The sequence below is a fragment of the Mesorhizobium sp. A623 genome, from assembly GCF_054489405.1.
The window spans coordinates 118,420-137,749 of the sequence record NZ_JBTMXB010000012.1 but is presented as its reverse complement, the minus strand read 5'-3'; the positions used below and the strand labels follow the sequence as shown (position 1 = coordinate 137,749).

The 19,330-nt window shown below is 62.7% G+C and carries 21 protein-coding genes; 11 read left to right on the top strand and 10 right to left on the bottom strand.

The genetic code is table 11. The features are described from left to right. The first annotated feature begins 109 nt into the window (after positions 1-109). Positions 110-373: a DUF6460 domain-containing protein gene (locus ACX3P1_RS14770; protein WP_459080341.1), complete on the top strand. Its 264-nt coding sequence runs from the start codon at positions 110-112 to the stop codon at positions 371-373. Between the two features lie 36 nt (positions 374-409). Next, on the top strand, positions 410-1,756 hold the full coding sequence (locus ACX3P1_RS14765; RefSeq protein WP_459080340.1) for an MATE family efflux transporter: 1,347 nt from the start codon (positions 410-412) through the stop codon (positions 1,754-1,756). A gap of 10 nt (positions 1,757-1,766) precedes the next feature. Here the strand turns inward: ACX3P1_RS14765 and ACX3P1_RS14760 are convergent, their stop codons facing one another. Both ACX3P1_RS14760 and ACX3P1_RS14755 read right to left on the bottom strand, forming a co-directional pair. Continuing rightward, positions 1,767-2,843: a quinone-dependent dihydroorotate dehydrogenase gene (locus ACX3P1_RS14760; protein WP_459080380.1), complete on the bottom strand. Its 1,077-nt coding sequence runs from the start codon at positions 2,841-2,843 to the stop codon at positions 1,767-1,769. Then, entirely contained in the window at positions 2,840-3,190 is a 351-nt protein-coding gene (locus ACX3P1_RS14755) for a DUF952 domain-containing protein (RefSeq protein WP_459080339.1), read from the bottom strand. The genes ACX3P1_RS14760 and ACX3P1_RS14755 overlap by 4 nt, the downstream gene beginning before the upstream one ends. Positions 3,191-3,300: 110 nt before the next feature. Here ACX3P1_RS14755 and ACX3P1_RS14750 point away from each other — a divergent pair, with 110 nt between their 5' ends. Next, the gene (locus ACX3P1_RS14750) at positions 3,301-3,735 is read left to right on the top strand and encodes a hypothetical protein (RefSeq protein WP_459080338.1); all 435 of its coding nucleotides are present in this window, start codon (positions 3,301-3,303) and stop codon (positions 3,733-3,735) included. 9 nt (positions 3,736-3,744) lie between these two features. Here ACX3P1_RS14750 and ACX3P1_RS14745 read toward each other — a convergent pair whose 3' ends face one another. After that, the gene (locus ACX3P1_RS14745) at positions 3,745-4,911 is read right to left on the bottom strand and encodes a pyridoxal phosphate-dependent aminotransferase (protein ID WP_459080337.1); all 1,167 of its coding nucleotides are present in this window, start codon (positions 4,909-4,911) and stop codon (positions 3,745-3,747) included. Positions 4,912-4,989: 78 nt separating this feature from the next. Then, the gene (gene mscL / locus ACX3P1_RS14740; RefSeq protein WP_459080336.1) at positions 4,990-5,412 is read right to left on the bottom strand and encodes a large conductance mechanosensitive channel protein MscL; all 423 of its coding nucleotides are present in this window, start codon (positions 5,410-5,412) and stop codon (positions 4,990-4,992) included. Positions 5,413-5,797: 385 nt separating this feature from the next. On the opposite strand from mscL, the gene ACX3P1_RS14735 reads away from it, so the two are divergent. From ACX3P1_RS14735 to ACX3P1_RS14720, 4 genes are all read left to right on the top strand, one after another. Beyond that, positions 5,798-6,625 carry a ferredoxin--NADP reductase gene (locus tag ACX3P1_RS14735; RefSeq protein ID WP_459080335.1) on the top strand — a complete coding sequence of 276 codons (828 nt, stop codon included), beginning with the start codon at positions 5,798-5,800 and terminating at the stop codon, positions 6,623-6,625. A 79-nt stretch (positions 6,626-6,704) separates the two neighbouring features. Next, positions 6,705-6,992 (top strand): hypothetical protein, encoded by a 288-nt coding sequence (locus tag ACX3P1_RS14730; protein ID WP_459080334.1) that lies wholly within the window; start codon positions 6,705-6,707, stop codon positions 6,990-6,992. A gap of 141 nt (positions 6,993-7,133) precedes the next feature. Beyond that, the gene (locus ACX3P1_RS14725) at positions 7,134-7,868 is read left to right on the top strand and encodes an SDR family oxidoreductase (RefSeq protein WP_459080333.1); all 735 of its coding nucleotides are present in this window, start codon (positions 7,134-7,136) and stop codon (positions 7,866-7,868) included. Between the two features lie 13 nt (positions 7,869-7,881). Further along, positions 7,882-8,727, top strand: coding sequence for a fumarylacetoacetate hydrolase family protein (locus tag ACX3P1_RS14720; RefSeq protein ID WP_459080332.1), 846 nt, complete (start codon positions 7,882-7,884; stop codon positions 8,725-8,727). Positions 8,728-9,011: 284 nt separating this feature from the next. Here the strand turns inward: ACX3P1_RS14720 and ACX3P1_RS14715 are convergent, their stop codons facing one another. From ACX3P1_RS14715 to ACX3P1_RS14690, 6 genes are all read right to left on the bottom strand, one after another. Continuing rightward, positions 9,012-10,010 carry an ABC transporter ATP-binding protein gene (locus ACX3P1_RS14715; RefSeq protein ID WP_459080331.1) on the bottom strand — a complete coding sequence of 333 codons (999 nt, stop codon included), beginning with the start codon at positions 10,008-10,010 and terminating at the stop codon, positions 9,012-9,014. Positions 10,011-10,020: 10 nt separating this feature from the next. Beyond that, positions 10,021-11,082, bottom strand: a complete 1,062-nt coding sequence (locus ACX3P1_RS14710) for a Gfo/Idh/MocA family protein (RefSeq protein ID WP_459080330.1) — start codon at positions 11,080-11,082, stop codon at positions 10,021-10,023. Further along, positions 11,079-11,918, bottom strand: coding sequence for a carbohydrate ABC transporter permease (locus ACX3P1_RS14705; RefSeq protein ID WP_459080329.1), 840 nt, complete (start codon positions 11,916-11,918; stop codon positions 11,079-11,081). Before ACX3P1_RS14705 ends, ACX3P1_RS14710 begins: the two co-directional genes overlap by 4 nt. A 10-nt stretch (positions 11,919-11,928) precedes the next feature. Continuing rightward, the gene (locus ACX3P1_RS14700; protein ID WP_459080328.1) at positions 11,929-12,858 is read right to left on the bottom strand and encodes a carbohydrate ABC transporter permease; all 930 of its coding nucleotides are present in this window, start codon (positions 12,856-12,858) and stop codon (positions 11,929-11,931) included. A 205-nt stretch (positions 12,859-13,063) separates the two neighbouring features. Next, entirely contained in the window at positions 13,064-14,323 is a 1,260-nt protein-coding gene (locus ACX3P1_RS14695) for an ABC transporter substrate-binding protein (RefSeq protein WP_459080327.1), read from the bottom strand. A gap of 56 nt (positions 14,324-14,379) precedes the next feature. Continuing rightward, positions 14,380-15,285 (bottom strand): N-acetylmuramic acid 6-phosphate etherase, encoded by a 906-nt coding sequence (locus ACX3P1_RS14690; RefSeq protein ID WP_459080326.1) that lies wholly within the window; start codon positions 15,283-15,285, stop codon positions 14,380-14,382. A 198-nt stretch (positions 15,286-15,483) separates the two neighbouring features. Here ACX3P1_RS14690 and ACX3P1_RS14685 point away from each other — a divergent pair, with 198 nt between their 5' ends. The 4 genes from ACX3P1_RS14685 to nagA are packed head-to-tail and all read left to right on the top strand — an operon-like array spanning position 15,484 to position 19,328. Beyond that, entirely contained in the window at positions 15,484-16,362 is an 879-nt protein-coding gene (locus tag ACX3P1_RS14685) for a glucosamine kinase nucleotide-binding domain-containing protein (protein WP_459080325.1), read from the top strand. Next, on the top strand, positions 16,355-17,140 hold the full coding sequence (locus tag ACX3P1_RS14680) for a GntR family transcriptional regulator (protein ID WP_459080324.1): 786 nt from the start codon (positions 16,355-16,357) through the stop codon (positions 17,138-17,140). The genes ACX3P1_RS14685 and ACX3P1_RS14680 overlap by 8 nt, the downstream gene beginning before the upstream one ends. Next, the gene (locus tag ACX3P1_RS14675; RefSeq protein ID WP_459080323.1) at positions 17,137-18,168 is read left to right on the top strand and encodes an SIS domain-containing protein; all 1,032 of its coding nucleotides are present in this window, start codon (positions 17,137-17,139) and stop codon (positions 18,166-18,168) included. Before ACX3P1_RS14680 ends, ACX3P1_RS14675 begins: the two co-directional genes overlap by 4 nt. Next, positions 18,165-19,328, top strand: a complete 1,164-nt coding sequence (nagA, locus tag ACX3P1_RS14670) for an N-acetylglucosamine-6-phosphate deacetylase (RefSeq protein ID WP_459080322.1) — start codon at positions 18,165-18,167, stop codon at positions 19,326-19,328. Before ACX3P1_RS14675 ends, nagA begins: the two co-directional genes overlap by 4 nt. Positions 19,329-19,330: the final 2 nt, after the last annotated feature.

Sequence of the window (19,330 nt, the reverse complement as noted above, 5' to 3'; positions counted from 1 at the left end):
GAAGCAGGGTCGCCGGGCAATCGCAAAGCCGATGGCTTGAAGCGCCGATGGCTTGAAGCATTGTCTGCACGTGCTATTTGACACGATCGGAATAATTTGGAGCCGCGCCTTGTCCGCATTGAACCGCTTTCTCGGCGACAGTCCCATCAAGGTGCTGCTGAAACTCATCGTCATCTCGTTCCTCGTCGGGCTGGTGATGAGTGCCTTCGGATGGTCGCCACTCGACGTGCTCTACCGCATCAAGGAATTTTTCCTCGACATCTGGAACATGGGCTTCCGCGCTCTCGATCATTTCCTCGGCTATATCCTGCTGGGGGCCGCGATCGTTGTTCCGGCCTTTCTCCTGCTGCGGCTTGCCAGTTTCCGGAAATAGCACCACCGGCCGCATATTTCGGTTGATCGACACTTCTTGAGGAAAGCCGCCCTGGATCAGGCTTCGACATTGGCTGCCCGACCGTTCACGGTTTCGAACCGATCGGTACTGGCGATCGCCGTACCGATGACGCTTGCCTATCTGACGACGCCGCTGCTTGGCCTAGTCGATACGGCCGTGATCGGTCAGTTCGGCGATGCGGCCCTGCTTGGCGGACTTGCTGCCGGCGCTCTTGTCTTCGACGTGGTCTTCACCACTTTCAATTTCCTGCGCTCCGGCACGACAGGGCTGGTCGCGCAGGCTTTCGGGCGTGGCGATGCGCTGGAAGAACAGGCGGTGTTCTGGCGCGCCGTGCTCATCGCGGTCGTGGTCGGCCTGGTGCTGGCGGTATGTGCGCCGCTCGTGTCGCTTGGCGGGCAATGGTTCATGGGCGCCGAACCACGCGTCAACGAAGCCATGGATACCTATATCCGAATCCGTCTCCTCGGCGCGCCGTTCTCGCTTATCAATTATGCCGTCCTCGGCTATGTGCTGGGCCGCGGCGAGGGCAGGCTCGGCCTGCTCCTGCAACTCGTTCTCAACGGCATCAACATCGTCCTGTCCATCGTGCTCGGCCTGAAACTGGGCTGGGGCGTCTCAGGCGTCGCCTGGGGAACCGTCTCGGGCGAATTCATCGCCGCGCTGGCCGGGCTGGTCATCCTCAGCCGCCGCTTTGCGAGTATGCCGCGCGTGTCGAAAGCCCGCCTGCTCAACATGCGCGCCTTCGTGGCCACCATGGCGCTCAACCGCGACATCATGATCCGCTCGTTCTCGCTGCTGGCGGCCTTTGCCCTGTTTACCCGCCACGGCGCGCAGTTCGGCACGGTGACGCTGGCCGCCAATGCGGTGCTGATGAATTTCTTCATGGCCGCCAGTTTCTTCCTCGATGGCTTCGCCACCGCCGCCGAACAGCTGGCGGGGCGGGCCATCGGTGCCCGTGCGGAGGCCGCATTCCGGCAGGCCGTGCGCCTGACGCTGATCTGGGGGTTCGCACTGGCGGCAGCGGCCATGTTGGTTCTGCTGCTGGCGGGCGACAGCCTGATCGGCCTCATCACCACGTCGCCGGACGTACGCGCCGTCGCCTCGACCTATCTGCCATGGGCGGCGTTTACGGCGCTGAGCGGCGTGCTGGCGTTCGAGATGGACGGGATATTCATCGGGGCGACATGGTCGCGCGACATGCGCAACATGATGCTGCTGTCCCTGGCGGCCTTTGTGATCGCAATGCTGGCGCTGACGCCTTTCGGCAACAACGGCCTGTGGATGGCGCTGCACATCTTTTTGCTGATGCGCGGGTTCGGCCTGCTGGCTATATTGCGCCTGCGCGTGCGAACCGCCTTTTAAAGCCACCCTTCTAAAGCGGCTTGGCCGCCCAGAGATACAGGTCGCTGTCGCGTAGGTCGCGGATCGACGGCAGGCCTTCCTTGCCGACGAATTCGGCCATGCCGGAAACGATGCGCGCCGGCAGGCCCGGCCCGGCATAGATCATGCCCGTATAAAGCTGGACCAGATCGGCGCCGGCCCGGATTTTCTCCAACGCCGCTTCAGTGGAGCCGACACCGCCTGCGCCGATGATGGCTCTGTCGGGACCGAGCAATTTGCGCATTTTGGCCAGCACGATGGTCGAGCGCTCGAACAGCGGCTTTCCCGAAAGGCCACCGGCTTCACTGGTAGCGCTCCTGCTGCGAAGGTCCTGCCGCGCCAGCGTGGTGTTGGAGACGATGACGCCGTCCACCTGCTTGGCCGTCACCTCGGCGGCGATGGCTTCGAGTTCCGCTTCGACAAGGTCGGGCGCGATCTTGAGGAAGATCGGCGGCTGCGCGGAAGCTTCCGCTCTCGCCGTCATGACGCGCACGAGCAGTTCGGCAAGCTGCTCTTGCCCCTGCATGGCGCGCAGGCCGGGCGTGTTGGGAGACGAGATGTTGACCGTCAGATAGGACGCATGCGGGGCGAAACGGCGAATGCCGAGTTCATAGTCACCGATCCGATCGGCGCTATCCTTGTTGGTGCCGATATTGACGCCGACGATGCCGCCTCGTCCTTTGCGGGCGACCAGCCGGCGCTCCATCGCCTCGTGTCCCTCATTGTTGAAGCCCAGCCGGTTGATGACGGCCTCGTCTTCGACAAGCCGGAAGATGCGCGGCTTCGGATTGCCGGCCTGCGCCAGCGGCGTTACCGTGCCGACTTCGGCAAACCCGAAGCCCAGGCCCAGCAGGGCGTCGGGCACTTCCGCATTCTTGTCGTAGCCGGCCGCCATGCCCAGCGGATTGGGAAAATCGATGCCGCACAGGCTTGTCTTCAGCCGGCTGTCGGCGGGTCTGCCGGTCCTGATTGGAAGCCCGCTTTTCAGCGCGGCGATGGACAGGCCATGCGCCGTTTCCGGGTCCAGCGCGAACAGGATTTTCTGGCCGATTTTATCGAGCACGCTTATTGGCCATCCATTTCAGGAAATTCATGTAGGCCGTCGGCGGCAAGCGGCAAGGCGCGAACCCAACTTACGGCGTCGAGGTCGAGAACGCCGTAAAGATGAGGAAACAGCGCGCCGCCCCGTGACGGCTCATATTTCAACGCATCGCCCAGGCGGTCGCCGTCGACGGCGACCAGCAACAGGCCGTCCTGCCCGGAAAAATGCTTTGCCGCCGTTTCCCGCGCTTGCGCCGCTGTGGAGAAATGAATGAAGCCGTCGGCGATGTCGACCGGCGCGCCGAGGAAGCGGCGTGTCTTTTCCGCTTCGCGCCAAAGGCTTGCGGGGCATATCTTGTAGATGGTCTGTGCCATGCCTGCGCTATAGTCTCAATGCGGGCTGCGGGAAAGGGCAGGGCAAAGGTCTTCCCCATTTCAGCCGGAAACATGCGATAATCTCGACCGACCGACCGATGGAGGAAGAGATGCGTCTTCAACACCTCATTGTTCCTGCCGCGACTGCCTTGCTGGTCACGGCATCGGCACAGGCCGACGACAGCGGCCGTTACCGGTTGGAGAAATCGGCTGACGGCTATGTCCGCATGGATACGCAGACCGGCGCCATGTCGACATGCAAGGACCAGAACGGCCAGTTGGTCTGCCGCACGGCCGCCGACGAACGCGCTGCCTTTCAAGATGAGATCGACCGCCTCCAGACATCGGTGAAGGCGCTCGACACGCGCGTGGCGACGCTGGAGAACTCGTTATCGGCACGCCTCGAATCGAAACTGCCCAGCGAGGAAGAGTTCAACAAGACGATGGGTTATATGGAGCGCTTCCTGCGCAGTTTCATGGGTATCGTCAAGGACATGGAAAACAACGATAGCGGACCCGCCAAACCGGCCCCGGAAAAAACCTGAGGTAGCGGATTACGTCGTCCGCATCCATTTCGCCAGCCGCTCGGCGGCCTCTTCCAACTGGTCGAGGCGTCGATTGAAGCACAGGCGGAAATAGGGCTCGCCGCCTGTGCCGAATGCCGATCCGGGCGCAAGGCCGACATTGGCGCGGTCGACCATGTCGAAGGCCGCGGCCCGCGAGTCGGTAATGCCATCGATCGAGAAGAACAGGTAGAACGCCCCCGGTGGCACCGTGAAACGGGCGCGCCCGGTGTCGGCAAGGATCGCGCAGACCAGATCGCGCGCCTTTCTTGCCCGGTCCACCTGCTCGGTGACGAAGGGATCGCCCTTGTCGAGGGCGGCGACCGCGCCGCGCTGCATGAACTGCGCCACGCCCGACGTCGAATACTGGATCAGGTTTTCGAAAACGGATTGAAGCGCCGGGTGTGTCTTGACCCAACCCACGCGCCAGCCGGTCATCGCCCAGTTCTTGGAAAAGCTGTTGACGAAGAGGATGCGGTCTTCCTCGCCTGCGATGTCGAGGAAGGAGGGCGCCCGTCCGCCGTCGTAATAGAAGCGCGAGTAGATTTCGTCGGCGATGATCCAGAGCCCCTTGCGCCGGGCAAGGTCGAGGATCGCCTGCAGTGTCTGCCTGTCGGCGGTCCAGCCTGTCGGATTGGAGGGAGAGTTTACAAAGATCGCCCGGGTGCGCGGCGTAACCGACGCCTCGATCTTTTCGACATCGCAGGACCAGCCATTGTCGGAACAGTCGAGTTTGACCGCAACCGCCCGCGCACCCGCCAGCTCGGCGGCGGCAGGAAAATTCGGCCAGGACGGCGACAGATAGACGACCTCGTCATCCTTGCCGGCGATCGCCGCCAGCGCCAGCTGGATCGCGTGCATGCCTGAGCCGGTAACAATGAATTCGTCTTCGCTGAAACCCCTGCCGAAATGCCGCTGATAGTAGCGGGCAAGCGCCTGGCGCAAATCGGGAATGCCTTTTTGCCAGGTGTAGAAGGTTTCGCCACCCGTCAGGGCTGCTGCTGCCGCGTCGGTGATGAACGCCGGCGTCGGCAGGTCGCCTTCGCCGACCCAAAGCGGGATCAGCCCCTCGCGGCCACGGCCATGGTTTGCCACGGCGACGATGCCGCTTTCGGGGGCAGCGCGCGCTTCCGCGCGCAAAGTCTCGATCAGGTTCATGCGTTCGATCCATGAGGCGGCAAAAGCAGAAACCCCGGCCGCAAGCGACCGGGGTTTTGATCCAGTCAAAAGCAGCGATTACTTTCTGGCAAGCAGATCACGGATTTCCGTGAGCAGCGCAACGTCGGCGGGCGGCGGTGCTGCCGGGGCGGCAGGCTTTTCGCGCTCGAGACGCCGGCGCATATTGTTGACGCCCTTGACCATCAGGAAAATGATCCATGCGAGGATCAGGAAGTTCAGTACCACGGTCAGGAAGCTGCCATAGGCCAATACCGCGCCTTGCTCCTTCGCCGCGGCCAGCGAAGTTGCAGTAACGGTCGACGAAAGCCCAAAGAAGTAGTTGTTGAAGTCCAGTCCGCCGAAAATCGCGCCGACGATCGGCATGATGATGTCGTTGACCAGTGAATCGACGATCTTGCCGAATGCGGCGCCGATGATGACACCGACCGCCAGGTCCATGACGTTGCCCTTGGAGATGAATTCTTGGAATTCTTTAAGCATGGGCCGTTCCCCTTGGCTGTGCAGTTGTCGTTCAAATCCAGCCGTGGATCGGTCTGGAATCGTCTGACAATAGCAAAAACATCGGTTTAGAACACAGGAATTTTCAAATGAACGGTGGATGGATACGCCCCCGTCGCCTTCAGGAATTTTCGTGGTGTTGAGGCAGGATCGTACCGTAGGATCGTCGAATTCTCTTTCGTGCCCGAAGATTGAAACAGTTCGACTGTTGGAGCGGCCCAAATTGGAAAGCCGTTTCCGGGCGCGATCTTGACCCAATTATCGGATATGGACTAATTACAAGGGCAGGTTGCCCTGCCAGAACGCGTCCGTTTGTGGCAGTTGAAAGTCAGGCGGCCTTTCGCCGGCACCAATCAGGAAATGGTACATGCAGCATCTTTCGGCGGTCGAAGCGGCTGAGGCTGATGCCTCGAACTATCCGGTCCCGGCCAATGTTCACGCCGAGAAGGTGGTGTCCGTGCGGCACTACACCGACCGGCTGTTCTCGTTCCGCATCACCCGGCCGCAATCGCTGCGCTTCCGCTCCGGCGAGTTTGTCATGATCGGCCTGCCCAACGCGGAGAAGCCGGTTTTTCGGGCCTATTCGATCGCCAGCCCGAATTGGGACGAGGAACTCGAATTCTTTTCGATCAAGGTTCCGGACGGTCCGCTGACCTCCAAGCTGCAGAAGATCAAACCCGGCGACACCGTGATCATGCGTCAGAAATCGACCGGCACCCTGGTGCTGGATGCACTGACGCCCGCAAAGCGCCTGTTCATGATCTCGACCGGCACCGGCATCGCGCCCTTCGCCAGCGTGCTGCGCGACCCCGATACCTATGACAAATTCGAGCAGGTGGTTCTCACCCATACCTGCCGCGACAATGCCGAATTGACTTATGGGCAGGAACTGGTCGCCGCGTTGGAAAACGATCCGCTGATCGGCGAACTCGTTCATGGCCGCGTCACCCTCTACAATTCGACGACGCGCGAGGCTTCCCCCCGCATGGGCCGCATCACCGCGCTGATCGGGTCGGGACAATTCTACGCCGACCTCGGCATTGAAAAACTCGATCCGCAAACCGACCGCATCATGATCTGCGGTTCGATGCACATGCTCAAGGACGTCAAGGAAATAGCGGAAGGCCTGGGCTTTCGCGAGGGTTCGCTGGCCAATCCGGCAAGCTTCGTGGTCGAGCGCGCCTTCGTCGGCTGATCCCACCACCAGACCCGGCTTTTCTGCTGGTTCAGGCAACTAAGCGCCCTATTTCCTCGCGAGGAGACGGGAGACGACGGTGCTGGCCAGCGACACCATCTGCCAGGCGATCAGGAACCGGCGGGTCCTGTCCTTTGTCTACAAGGACGGCACCCGCACGGCCGAACCCTATATACTGGGCTACGACACATCCGGAACGCTCATGCTGTCGGCGGTGCAGATATCCGGCGGCAGCGGCATGGGCTTTCGTACATTCATCGTCGCACATCTGTCGGTCATAACCGTCACGCAACAGCACTTCATCGGCGTGCACCGCGACTACAACCCGCGTGATCGACTGTTCACGCAGGTGCTGTGCCAATTGTAGGACGGCACTGTCCCTGGCTCGCGCTGGAACATCGGTTGACGCCGCCCAATATGTTCTTTAACCAGAAAAAACAAATATGAGCGCCGCTGTGCCATGAACCCATGCGCCGCGACGCCAGCGCGCGATCCGGGAGGCAGCGGAATGACGGCTCATCTGGCAGGCAAGACGGTGGTGATTACGGCGGCGGCGCAGGGCATCGGCCGCGCCAGCGCGCTTGCCTTCGCGGCGGCCGGCGCGAAGGTCCATGCCACCGACATCAACGAGCCGCTGCTTGCCGAATTGGGCAAGACGGCCGGCGTTGCAACGCGAAAACTCGACGTTCTGGACGACGTCGCCGTCAGGTCGGCCTTCTCGGACATCGGCAGGATCGACGTCTTGTTCAACTGCGCCGGCTTCGTTCATTCCGGATCGATCCTCGAGATGAAGGATGCCGACCTCGACTTCGCGCTCGACCTCAATGTGCGCGCCATGGTGCGGACCATTCGGGCGGCGCTGCCCGGCATGCTGGAGCGCGGCGATGGCGCGATCATCAACATGTCGTCGGTGGCAAGCTCGCAGAAAGGCGTGCCCAATCGCTTTGCCTACGGCCTTACCAAGGCGGCCGTCATCGGTTTGACCAAGGCGGTTGCGGCCGATTTCATCGGCAAGGGCATCCGCTGCAACGCCATTTGCCCCGGTACCGTCGAAAGTCCGTCGCTGGAAGGCCGCATGCGCGCCGCCGGCGACTACGAAACGTCCCGCGCCGCCTTCATCGCGCGCCAGCCCATCGGGCGTCTCGGCACGGCGGAAGAGATCGCCGATCTCGCCGTCTATCTCGCCGGCGCGGCCTATACGACAGGGCAGGCCTATAATATTGATGGGGGCTGGTCGCTCTAAAAGGGAAAAAAACATGAAATTGCTACGCTACGGCGATGTGGGTGCCGAAAAGCCCGGCTTGCTCGATACGGATGGGGTGATCCGCGATCTGTCGAAGCACGTGCCCGACATTGGCTGCAAGGCGCTGGATCCGGCATCGCTTGGCGCGCTTGCGAAACTCGATTCGGCATCGCTGCCGGCGGTCTCGGGTAGTCCGCGTATCGGCGCCTGCGTTGCCAGTGTCGGCAAATTCATCTGCATCGGCCTGAATTATTCCGACCATGCCGCCGAAACCGGCGCGGCCGTCCCGTCCGAGCCGGTCGTGTTCATGAAGGCGTCCTCGGCCATCGTCGGCCCGAACGACGCCGTGCTGATCCCGCGCGGTTCGGAAAAGACCGATTGGGAAGTTGAGCTTGGCGTCGTCATCGGCAAGACGGCCAAATACGTCTCCGAGGCCGAGGCGCTCGATTACGTAGCTGGCTACTGCGTGTCGCACGACGTTTCCGAGCGCGCCTTCCAGACAGAGCGGCAGGGCCAGTGGACCAAGGGCAAATCCTGCGACACGTTTGGGCCTATCGGACCGTGGCTGGTGACAAAGGACGAGGTGGCCGACCCGCAGAACCTGAAGATGTGGCTGACGGTGAACGGGGAAATCCGGCAGGACGGCTCGTCGAAGACGATGGTGTACAACGTCGCCTTCCTCATTTCCTATCTCAGCCAGTTCATGAGCCTGCATCCGGGCGACGTCATCTCGACCGGCACGCCGCCCGGCGTCGGCATGGGCATGAAGCCGCCGTGCTATTTGAAGGCCGGAGATATCGTGGAATTGGGTATCGAGGGGCTGGGCACGCAAAAGCAGACGTTCAAGGCGGACGTTTGAGCTGACGGCCAAGCTGCCCGCTTGGGCTGACGGCCCAAGCTGACATTCAAGTCTGGCGTGTAGAACCACCACCGCCGTCATCCCGGAAGCCTGCGTCGGAGCGTAGCGACGGCGCGGTTGTCCGGGATCCACGCCGTTACGGCAACAATTTGCATTGCGCGTCGACGCGCCCCATCCGGCCAAGTCACGGCATGGGTCCCGGGTCTCACGGAGCTTCGCTCCGATCGCCGGGGATGACGCCTGCATCGCCCGCCTTATCCTCCCGGATGGCAGTCAAATGCCTTTTACTTCACCGCCATGCCGTCCGCCCCGAATCTGTATGTCCGGTCAGGGTCTGGCGTCGCGTAAAGCGTCGCCCCTGGCTCGGCGTCATAAACGCCAAACAACCGCACCGTGATCAGCCCCGTCTTCTCGCAATCGAGATAGAGGTTGGTGTCGGCGCCGAGATGCTCGGCATGGACGACCGTGCCTTTCCACGCGCCGCTGTCTGGGCTGACGATGATGTGTTCCGGCCGGACCCCCACCGTCTTGACGCTTTCACCCAGGCGTTCGCCGTCGATGAAATTCATCTTCGGCGAGCCGATGAAGCCGGCGACGAATTCGTTTGCCGGTGAATTGTAAAGCTCCATCGGCTTGCCGATCTGCTCGATTCGGCCGGCATTGAGCACGACGATCTTGTCGGCCAGCGTCATCGCCTCGACCTGGTCGTGGGTAACGTAAATCATCGTCGCCTTCAGGCGGCGATGCAGTTGCGCGATTTCCAGCCTTGTGTTGACGCGCAGCGCGGCATCGAGGTTCGACAACGGCTCGTCGAACAGGAACAGTTTCGGTTCGCGCACGACGGCGCGGCCGATGGCGACGCGCTGGCGCTGGCCGCCGGAAAGTTCGGCCGGACGGCGTCCGAGATAGGGCTCGAGCGATAGCATGGTGGAAGCCGCACCGATGCGCTTGTCGATCTCGGCGGCCGGCGTGCCGGCCTGCTTGAGGCCGAGACCCATATTGTTCTTTACCGTCAGATGCGGATAGAGCGCGTAGGTCTGGAACACCATGGCGATGCCGCGCTTGGCCGGCGGCGTCGAACTGACATCGTCGCCGTCGATGACGACGCGGCCCGAACTCGAATCCTCCAACCCCGCGATGACGCGCAGCAGCGTTGATTTTCCGCAGCCGGACGGGCCGACGAAGACGACGAACTCGCCGTCCGTCACCTCGAGGTTGATGCCCTTCAGCACCTCGATCGGGCCGAACGCCTTTTTCACATTCTCGATGATGAGTGAGCCCACGGCATGTTCCCTATAGTTTGACGGCGTTGCCGGTGCGCACGCTTTCATCCGCGGCGAGACAGACGGCGAGCGAGCGCACAGCGTCGTCCATATGGCGCGAAAGATCGATGTCCTCGCGGATCGCGCGCAGCAGGAACGCCTGTTCGAGGTCGCATAATTCCTGATGGCCGGGTTCGCCCTGCATGGAAAGCAGTTCGTCCGGCTTGGTGAATTTTCCGTCCGCCCCGGTGGCGGCGCTATGCAGACGGATGGTCGAGGTTTTCGTGTGCGTGTCGATGTCGTCGGACTTCGCGCCCTCCGTCATGACGATGGAAACGCAGCCATTGGGCGAGATCACGTCCTTCACGAAGAACGCGGTTTCTGAAATCATCGGCCCCCAGCCGGCCTCGTACCAGCCGACCGAGCCGTCATCGAACAACACCTGCAGATGGCCGTAATTATACATGCCCTCGGCAATCTCGTCGGTAAGGCGAAGCCCCATGCCGCGAACCTCGACCGGCTTGGCGTCGGTGATCTGCAGCATCACGTCGAGATAATGCACGCCGCAATCGACGATGGGCGAGGTGGTCTGCATCAACTGCTTGTGCGTTTCCCAGGTCGCCCCCGAGGACTGTTGGTTGAGGTTCATGCGGAACACGTAGGGACCGCCGAGTTTTCGGGCTTCGGCGATCAGCCGCATCCACGACGGATGGTGGCGCAGGATGTATCCGATCACCAGTTTCTTGCCGTTGGCCTTGGCCGCATCGACCACGCGCTGGGCGTCGGCCACGGTCGTCGCCAACGGCTTTTCCACGAAGACGTGGCAGCCTGCTTCCAGCGCCCGCACGGCATAGTCGGCGTGACTGTCGGAATAGGTGGCGATGCAGGCGACGTCCGGTTTTTCATCGCGCAGCGCGTCATCGAAGGAGTGGCGGATTTCGTAGCCTGACAGTTCGGCCGGCAAGGGCACGTCGGAACGGTTGACCAGTGCGGCAATGCGGAAACCGGGATTGGCTTCATAGGCGAGCGCGTGGCTGCGCCCCATATTGCCCAGGCCGGCCACGACGACGCTGACGGGCTTTTGCTCGCTCACTTGACTGCTCCTGCGGTGATGCCGCGGATCAACTGCCGCGAGAAGATGAAATAGAGGATCATGACCGGCAGGATGGCGAGCGAAAGTGCGGCCAGCACGGCGTTCCAGTTGGTGACGAACTGGCCGAGGAACAATTGCGCCCCGAGCGTCACCGTCTTGGTGCTTTCGGACGGCGCCAGGATCAGCGGAAACCACAGATCGTTCCAGATCGGGATCATGGTGAAGACGGCAACGGTAGCCATGGAAGGCCGGACCAGCGGCAGCACCAGCCGGAAGAAGATCCTGTATTCGGACAGGCCGTCTATCCGGCCGGCGTTTTTGAGGTCGTCGGAAACCAGTTTCATGAATTCCGACAGGATGAACACGGCCAATGGCAGGCCTTGCGCGGTATAGACGAGGATCAGCGCCGTCAGCGTGTTGACCAGGCCGCTGGCCACCATCAACTGCAGGATGGCGACGGTGGCAAGCCGGATCGGGATCATGATGCCGAGCGCCAGATAAAGCCCCATCAGCGTGTTGCCGCGAAAGCGGTATTCGGACAGCGCAAACGCCGCCATCGCGCCGAACAGCAGCACCAGCGCCAGCGAGACGACCGTGACCACCAGGCTGTTCCAGAAATAGAGCGGGAAGTTTCCCTGCGAGAGAACGGTCGCGTAGCCGATGAGATCGAACGTCTCCGGGCCGGGCAACGCCAGCGGCGTCCTGAAGATCGCGCCGCGCGACTTGAACGAGTTGACGACGATGACCAGCACCGGAAACAGCGCGATGACCGTATAGGCGATCAGCACCGCATGGGCAGCGGCGGTGCGCGGCAGGGACTTTGTTGCGCGGCTCATCTTCGCCCCCTCAGAACTGATACCGACGCAGGCGCGTCTGGATGCCGAACAGATAGATCGCGACGCCGATCAGGATGATGAGGAACATCATCGTCGCGATGGTCGCGCCCATGTTCGGATCGCCGATTTGCAACTGGAAGCCGAAGAAGGCGCGGTAGAGGAAAGTGCCCAGGATGTCGGTCGAATAGTTCGGGCCGGCAAGCGCGCCCTGCGCCGAGTAGATCAGGTCGAAGGCGTTGAAATTGCCGACGAAAGTCAGGATCGAAATAATGCCGATGGAGGGCAGGATGAGGGGCAGCTTGATCTTCCAGAACTGCGCCATGCCGGTGACGCCGTCGCATTCGGCGGCCTCGATCACCTCCTCGGGGATGGTAAGTAGCGCTGCGTAGATCAGCATCATCGGGATGCCGACGAACTGCCACACCGAGATCAGCGCCAGCGTCGTCAGCGCATAGGCCTCCTTGCCGAGCCACGGCGCGAACAGGCTTTTCATGCCGATCAGATCGAGCAGGTTGGGCGCAACGCCCCACAGCGGCGACAGGATCAGCTTCCAGGCGAAGCCGACAATGACGAAGGACAGGATGGTCGGCACGAAGATCGCGGTGCGGTAGAAGGCTGAAAAGCGCAATCTCGGGCTGGCCAGAAGGGCGGCCAGCACCACCCCGATCGGATTTTGCACCAGCATGTGGACGATGAAGAACCAGGTATTGTTTCGAAGCGCGTTCCAGAACCCGGTCGACCAGCGCGGGTCGCCGAACAGCGTTCGGAAATTGTCGAAGCCGACAAATACCTGCGATTGCTCGACATTGCGAAACAGAGAGAATTGCAGCGTGCCGGCCAGCGGCAGGATCATGATGGCGGTGTAGATCAAAACCGCTGGCGCCAGGAACACGGCGATGTGCCAGCGGAACGGCCTTTTCGGTTTTGTCGCTGCGGCCATCGGTCGGTCCCATCCGGTCAATTCAGGCTTCTTGCGCGCCGGAGCCATCGGCTTGTACCCCTCCCATTGTGGGGCGGCGGCGAGCAAACGAAATAGAGTGTAGCTTGCAAAACGGGGTGGAGGTCAATGCCGAGAAGTCCTCGACCCCCACCCCGTTCGCTTCAGTTGCGACCCTCCCCGCGAGGGGGAGGCAACACGCTGACGGCTACTTGGCCGGCTTGTACCAGCTGTCGAGACCGTCCTGCAGTTTCTTGGCCGCGGCTTCCGGCGTCTCCGTGCCGTTGATCACGTTGGCGGCGGCTACCCAGGTTTCGTTTTCGAGGTTGGGCGTACCGCGCGACAGGATCTGGTAGGTCGAGCGCATGGTCGGCTCGCAGCTCTGGCGCCAGCTCAGGAATTCCTTGGCCAGCGGGCCCTTCAGTTCCACCGTCTCGCTGGTTAGCGGGAAGAAGCCCGGCAGCGCGTTGCCGTAGATCTCGGCGAATTCCTTGGAAGCCACCCAGGCCAGGAATTTCTTGGCTTCTTCAGGATGTGCCGACTTGGCGTTGATGCCGATCGCGTGGTCCGGCTGGTCGGAGAGGTAGCACTTGTCGCCTTCCTTGGGCAGCGGCGGCGGGAAAGCGCCCATCTTGAACTGCGCCTGCGTGTTGAAGACGGAGATTTCCCACGAGCCGGCCGGGTAGATGGCGGCGCGGCCGAGCGTGAACAGGTTCTGGCTGTCCGGATAGGCCTGCGCCTGGAAACCGTCGCCCATGAACGGACCCCACTTGGCCAGTTCCGTGAACGGCGCGACCCAGTCGGCGTCGGTCAGCTTCTGGGTGCCGGCGATCAGTGCCTTGCGGCCTTCCTCACCGTGCCAGTAGTTGGGACCGATATTCTGGTAGGCCATGGTGGCGGCTTCCCACTGGTCTTTGGTGCCCATGGCGAGCGGGATGAAGGTGCCGTCGTCCTTGATCTTCTGCAGGGTGGCGAAGAACTCGTCGCTGGTCTTCGGCGGCGTGATCTTGAGCTGGTCGAAGGCATCCTGGTTGTAGATGAAGCCATGGATGACCGAGGCCATCGGCACGCAGAACGTGGTCTTGGCGTCGTCCGTCTGCCATGCCGCCTTGGCGACATCGGAGAAATTCTTCATGCCGTCGATGTCGTCGACCGGGCTGAGATAGCCCTTGTTGAAGAGATCGAGCGAAGCGTCGAACGGGCGGCAGGTGATGAGGTCGCCGGCCGAACCGGCGGCCAGCTTGGCGTTGAGCGCGGCGTTGTATTCGGTGGGGGCTGCGGCGGCGAACACCACCTTGATGCCCGGATTGGCCTTTTCGAAAGCCGGGATGATCTGGCTCTGCCAGATCTGGGTGTCGTCGTTGCGCCAGCTTTCGATGGTCAGCGTCACGTCCTCGGCGTAAGCCGTGCCGGCCGAACCCAGAATGCTGGAACCCAGCAAAACTGCCGTCAGTAGTTTCGGTGTCATGTTCATTCTCCCTGTTGACCTTTGTCAGGTTCGGTTTTGATGAGGATCGCGGCTTGCTACCGTCTGCTCCCCTCGACAACGGAAAGGGCAGGCCGCAATCTGTGGCCAGTTCCTTCCAGTATTTTCTCGGCCGCCTCGGCGTCGGGCGCGCCCGCCGCCAGCAGCACGGCAATCTTGACCGCGCCGCCGCTGGTGTCGAGCAGGCGGCGGGCTTCATCGCCGTCACGTCCGGTAATGGCCGAAACGATGCGTGCGGCGCGCTCGCGCAATTTGATGTTGTCGGCGAGGAGGTTGACCATATGGCCGTCATGGACATGGCCGAGATGAATGGCGGCGAGCGTCGACAGCATGTTGAGCGCTATTTTTTGCGCGGTGCCGGCACCCATTCGGGTCGAGCCCGCGATCACTTCCGGCGGCGTCTCCAGCAGGATGGCGACATCGGCTAGCTCCAGCAGTGGCGTGCCGGCATTATTGGCGATGGCGATGGTCGCTGTACCCCGGCGCTTGGCTTCTTCCAGCGCCCGCACCGTATAGGGTGTGGTCCCGCTGGCGGAGATGGTGATCAGGCAGTCGTTTGCCCCCAAAGCCGCCTCGGCGACGGCCCGCGCCGCTTCGTCGACATCGTCCTCGGGTCCGCCCGCAAGCGTCTTGAACGCCTGGTCGCCGCCAGCGATCAGGATGGCGATGCGGTCGCGCGCTATGCCGAACGTACCCGGCAATTCAAGCGCATCGGCCAGCGCCATCAGGCCGGAACTGCCAGCGGCGGCGTAGGCGACCCTGCCACCACGCCGGAGTTTTTCGGCGACGATTTCGGCAGCGGAAGCGATGGCTGGAATGGCGTTGCGAACGCTCGCAGCCGCCTCGATCTGGCCGTTGGCCAAGGCGGATAAAATAGCGTCGGGGGTCTCGGTGTCCAGTCCTGTCGCATTCTGGTGCGGCGCTTCGGTGCGCGGTTCAGCCATCCTGGTTTCTCCTCCTCCAAAACAATACCAAAAAAATACCACTTGTCCACACGCATTAACGAATTGACGTGCAGAAAATGTCGAAAACTAAAAATACATAATGTTATCAATAAAATACGTATTAACTTTTTTGCAGCAGAAATTAAGCCTTGGATATTGGTACTTTATTGGTATCATCAAACGAGAGGAGAAATCGCTTTGAATTTCGTGCTTGGCATCGACGGTGGTGGCACCAGCTGCAGGGCGGCCCTTGCAACCGCGGACGGCGTCGTGGTCGGTCGTGCCAAGGGCGGAGCGGCCAATATCCGTACCGATCTGACCGGCGCGCGCGCCAACATCGCCGAATCCGCCCGACTAGCCTTTATCGACGCCGGCCACGACCCCGCTCTTGTGTCGAAGACGCCCGCTGTCCTGGGCCTCGCCGGCGCCAATGTCGGCACCTACCGGCAGCAACTGGAAGCGATCCTGCCGTTCAGCCAGAGCCGCGTCGAGACCGATGCGGAGATCGCATTGGAAGGCGCGGTCGGCCCGCATGACGGCGCCATGGCGATCCTGGGGACCGGCTCCGCCTATATGGTAAGACGGGGCGGCAGCATGCGCGCCATCGGTGGCTGGGGCTTCCAGATAGGCGATCAGGGTGGCGGCGGCCGCATCGGTCGCGATCTGCTTGAACAGACGTTGCTGGCCCATGACGGCATCCGCCAGGGTTCGCCGCTGACGGACGAGATCCTCGGCGTGTTCCGCAACCATCCAGAAGACGTGGTGGAATTTACTACCAACGCCAAGCCCGGCGATTTCGGCGGCTTCGCGCCAAAGGTGTTCGAACACGCCGGCAAGGGCGATGCCGTCGCCACGTGGATCGTGGACCGGGCTGTCGCCGACGTCGAGGCAGCGCTGGCAGCGCTCGACCTTGCCGCCGATGCGCCGCTCTGCCTGCTCGGCGGGTTGGCACCCCTTTATGCGCCGCGCCTGTCGGCGCGCTATCGTTGCCTGCTTCGCGAACCGCTCGGCGATGCGCTTTCAGGTGCTGTGCAAATGGCGGTTCGCGCTTTCGCAGGCGAGGCGACCAATGGTTGAGGCCACCGACCAGATATTCGCTTCGCTCCGGCAATCCACTCGGCGCGGCGCACCGCTTTACCTGCAGTTGAAGAAAAACATCGAGGACGCCGTCAACCGTGGCATTATCGGCCCCGGCGATGCGCTGCCTTCCGAGCGCGACATTGCCGTCAAGGCTGACATTTCGCGCGTTACCGTGCGCAAGGCGGTGCAGGATCTGGTCAAGGGCGGCATATTGGTGCAGCGCCATGGCTCCGGCACGTTCGTCGCGCCGCGCATGGAGCGGGTCGAGCAATCGCTGTCGCGGCTGACGTCTTTTACCGAGGACATGGCGCGGCGCGGCATGAATGTACGCTCGCAATGGCTTGACCGGGGGCTTTACACCCCATCGCCCGAGGAGATGATGGTGCTCGGCCTGTCGTCCAGCGAGCGTGTGGCGCGTGTGGCGCGCCTGCGCATCGCCAATGAAACGCCGCTGGCCATTGAGCGCGCCGCCCTGTCGGCCAGCGTTCTGCCCGATCCGGCCGCCGTCGATTCATCGCTCTATACGGCACTTCAGGCAACCGGGAGCCGGCCGGTCAGGGCGGTTCAGCGCATATCCGCGGCGAACCTTGCCGAAGCGGACGCGTGCCTGCTGGAAGTGGCGCCCGGCTCGGCCGGCCTGCACATAGAGCGAATCTCGTACCTCGCCAGCGGCAAGGTCATCGAATTCACCCGCTCGATCTATCGCGGCGACGCCTATGATTTCGTTGCCGAACTGAGACTGACCGGGCCAAGCGACATCGGAGACGGACAATGACGGCGACAATCACGCATATGCGACGCGAGATCGAGGAAATACCCGAGGCGGTGGCCCGGCTTCTCGACCGCTCGGGGTCGGCGCTGAGCGAAGCCGGACGCGGCATAAGCCAGCGCAACCCGCATTTCGTGGTGACGGTGGCGCGCGGTTCTTCCGACCATGCGGCGACCTTCATGAAATATGCGGTCGAACTGACCGCCGGGCTTGCCGTTGCGTCGGTGGGGCCATCCATCGCCTCCATCTACGGCACCAAACTCAAGCTCGCCGGAGCGGCCTGCCTTGCCATCTCGCAGTCGGGCAAGAGCCCGGATATCGTTGCGCTGACGCAAACCGCCAGGGCCGGCGGCGCGCTGACGGTCGCGCTGACCAACACGGCAGACTCGCCGCTCGCCCGCGCATCCGACTACTCTATCGACATACTGGCCGGGCCGGAGCGCAGCGTCGCGGCGACGAAAACCTTCGTCAATTCGGCTGTCGCGGGCCTCGCCCTGATGGCGCATTGTACCAACGACACCGCGCTTTTGGAAGCGCTGGCGCGCCTGCCGGAGCATTGCCGCAAAGCCATCGATTGTGACTGGATGCCGTTCGCCAGTTCGCTAGTGCAGGGCCAGTCGTTGTTCGTGCTGGGGCGCGGCCCGTCCTTCGCCATCGCCAGCGAAGGCGCGCTGAAGTTCAAGGAGGTCTGCGGCGTTCACGCCGAGGCCTATAGCGCGGCCGAAGTCATGCACGGGCCGCTGGCGCTGGTCGGGCCGGGTTTCCCGGTGCTGGCGCTGGCCGCGCGCGATGCAGCGGAGGCCTCCATCGTCGACGCCGGCGATCGGCTGGTCGCCAAGGGCGCATCGGTCTTCGTGACCAGCGATGCCGCCGGCAATGCGCACAAACTGCCATTCGTGGCGACCGGCCATCCCCTTACCGATCCGCTGGCGCTGATCGTTTCGTTCTATGCGTTCGTCGAGGCCTTCGCCCGTCATCGGGGCCTCGACCCGGATGCGCCGCGTAACCTCAACAAGGTGACGGAAACCCTATGAGCGATCGTTTCGGCCTGATCGGCGCGCGTATCTTCGACGGCGATGCCTGGCATGACGATGCGGCGCTGATCGTTCGCGGCGGCGAGATCGAGGGCATCATTACGGCAGATGCCGTGCCCGCCGACCTGGAAACGGTCGAGACGAGCGGCATGCTCGCCCCCGGTTTTGTCGACCTTCAGGTCAATGGCGGCGGCGGCGTCATGCTGAACGATCACCCCGATATTGCCTCCATCGAGCGCATCTGTCGGGCGCATGCGCCGTTTGGCACCACGGCACTTTTGCCGACGCTGATTACCGACACGCCTGAAATCACGGCCGCCGCCCTTTCGGCAGGCGCTGAAGCCGCGCAAAAGAAGGTGCCGGGTTTCCTAGGCTTGCACATAGAAGGGCCGCATCTGTCGCTGGCACGCAAGGGCGCGCACGACCCAAGGCTGATCCGGCCGATGACGGATGCCGACCAGGCGGCGCTGATCGCCGGGCGCGCGCATATGCCGGTGCTTTTGACCACCGTCGCCCCGGAATCGGTCGATACGCAGCGTGTCGCGGCGTTGGCGCAGGCCGGAGTCGTCGTCAGTCTTGGCCATTCCGATGCCGGCTATGCGACGGCCGGCGCTTTTGCGGCAGCCGGCGCCTCGATGGTGACGCATCTGTTCAATGCAATGAGCCAGATCGGCAACCGCGAGCCGGGCCTGGCGGGGGCGGCCATCGATAATGGAAGGTTGTTTGCCGGCTTGATCGCCGATGGCTTCCATGTCGACGCGGCCACCATCGGCATCGCCCTGCGGGCCAAGCGGGGGCCGGCGCACATTTTCCTCCTCACCGACGCGATGGCGACAATCGGCACCGACATGGCGTCGTTCACGCTGAACGGGCGCACCATCTACCGCAAGGATGGCAAGCTGACGCTGGCCGACGGCACGCTGGCCGGTGCCGACCTCGACATGATCTCGGCCGTTCGTTTCATGCACCGGGTTATCGGTCTCGACCTTGCAGAAGCGCTGCGCATGGCATCGGCCTATCCCGCCGAGGCGGTCGGCCAGTCGCACCGGCTCGGACGGTTCACCAAGGGGGCCGCGGCAAATATCGTCGCGCTGTCCGACGAACTTGACGTCAATGCCGTGTGGATCGACGGCAAGCAGGTGTTTGCCGCCGAAAGCTGATG

Coding starts and splice junctions, on each gene's coding strand:
- ACX3P1_RS14720 (WP_459080332.1), top strand. CDS start 7,882: ATGAAATTGCTACGCTACGGCGATGTGGGTGCCGAAAAGCCCGGCTTG.
- nagA (WP_459080322.1), top strand. CDS start 18,165: ATGAGCGATCGTTTCGGCCTGATCGGCGCGCGTATCTTCGACGGCGAT.
- ACX3P1_RS14735 (WP_459080335.1), top strand. CDS start 5,798: ATGCAGCATCTTTCGGCGGTCGAAGCGGCTGAGGCTGATGCCTCGAAC.
- ACX3P1_RS14725 (WP_459080333.1), top strand. CDS start 7,134: ATGACGGCTCATCTGGCAGGCAAGACGGTGGTGATTACGGCGGCGGCG.
- ACX3P1_RS14755 (WP_459080339.1), bottom strand. CDS start 3,190: ATGGCACAGACCATCTACAAGATATGCCCCGCAAGCCTTTGGCGCGAA.
- ACX3P1_RS14695 (WP_459080327.1), bottom strand. CDS start 14,323: ATGACACCGAAACTACTGACGGCAGTTTTGCTGGGTTCCAGCATTCTG.
- ACX3P1_RS14705 (WP_459080329.1), bottom strand. CDS start 11,918: ATGAGCCGCGCAACAAAGTCCCTGCCGCGCACCGCCGCTGCCCATGCG.
- ACX3P1_RS14745 (WP_459080337.1), bottom strand. CDS start 4,911: ATGAACCTGATCGAGACTTTGCGCGCGGAAGCGCGCGCTGCCCCCGAA.
- ACX3P1_RS14675 (WP_459080323.1), top strand. CDS start 17,137: ATGACGGCGACAATCACGCATATGCGACGCGAGATCGAGGAAATACCC.
- ACX3P1_RS14700 (WP_459080328.1), bottom strand. CDS start 12,858: ATGGCCGCAGCGACAAAACCGAAAAGGCCGTTCCGCTGGCACATCGCC.
- mscL (WP_459080336.1), bottom strand. CDS start 5,412: ATGCTTAAAGAATTCCAAGAATTCATCTCCAAGGGCAACGTCATGGAC.
- ACX3P1_RS14750 (WP_459080338.1), top strand. CDS start 3,301: ATGCGTCTTCAACACCTCATTGTTCCTGCCGCGACTGCCTTGCTGGTC.
- ACX3P1_RS14680 (WP_459080324.1), top strand. CDS start 16,355: ATGGTTGAGGCCACCGACCAGATATTCGCTTCGCTCCGGCAATCCACT.
- ACX3P1_RS14690 (WP_459080326.1), bottom strand. CDS start 15,285: ATGGCTGAACCGCGCACCGAAGCGCCGCACCAGAATGCGACAGGACTG.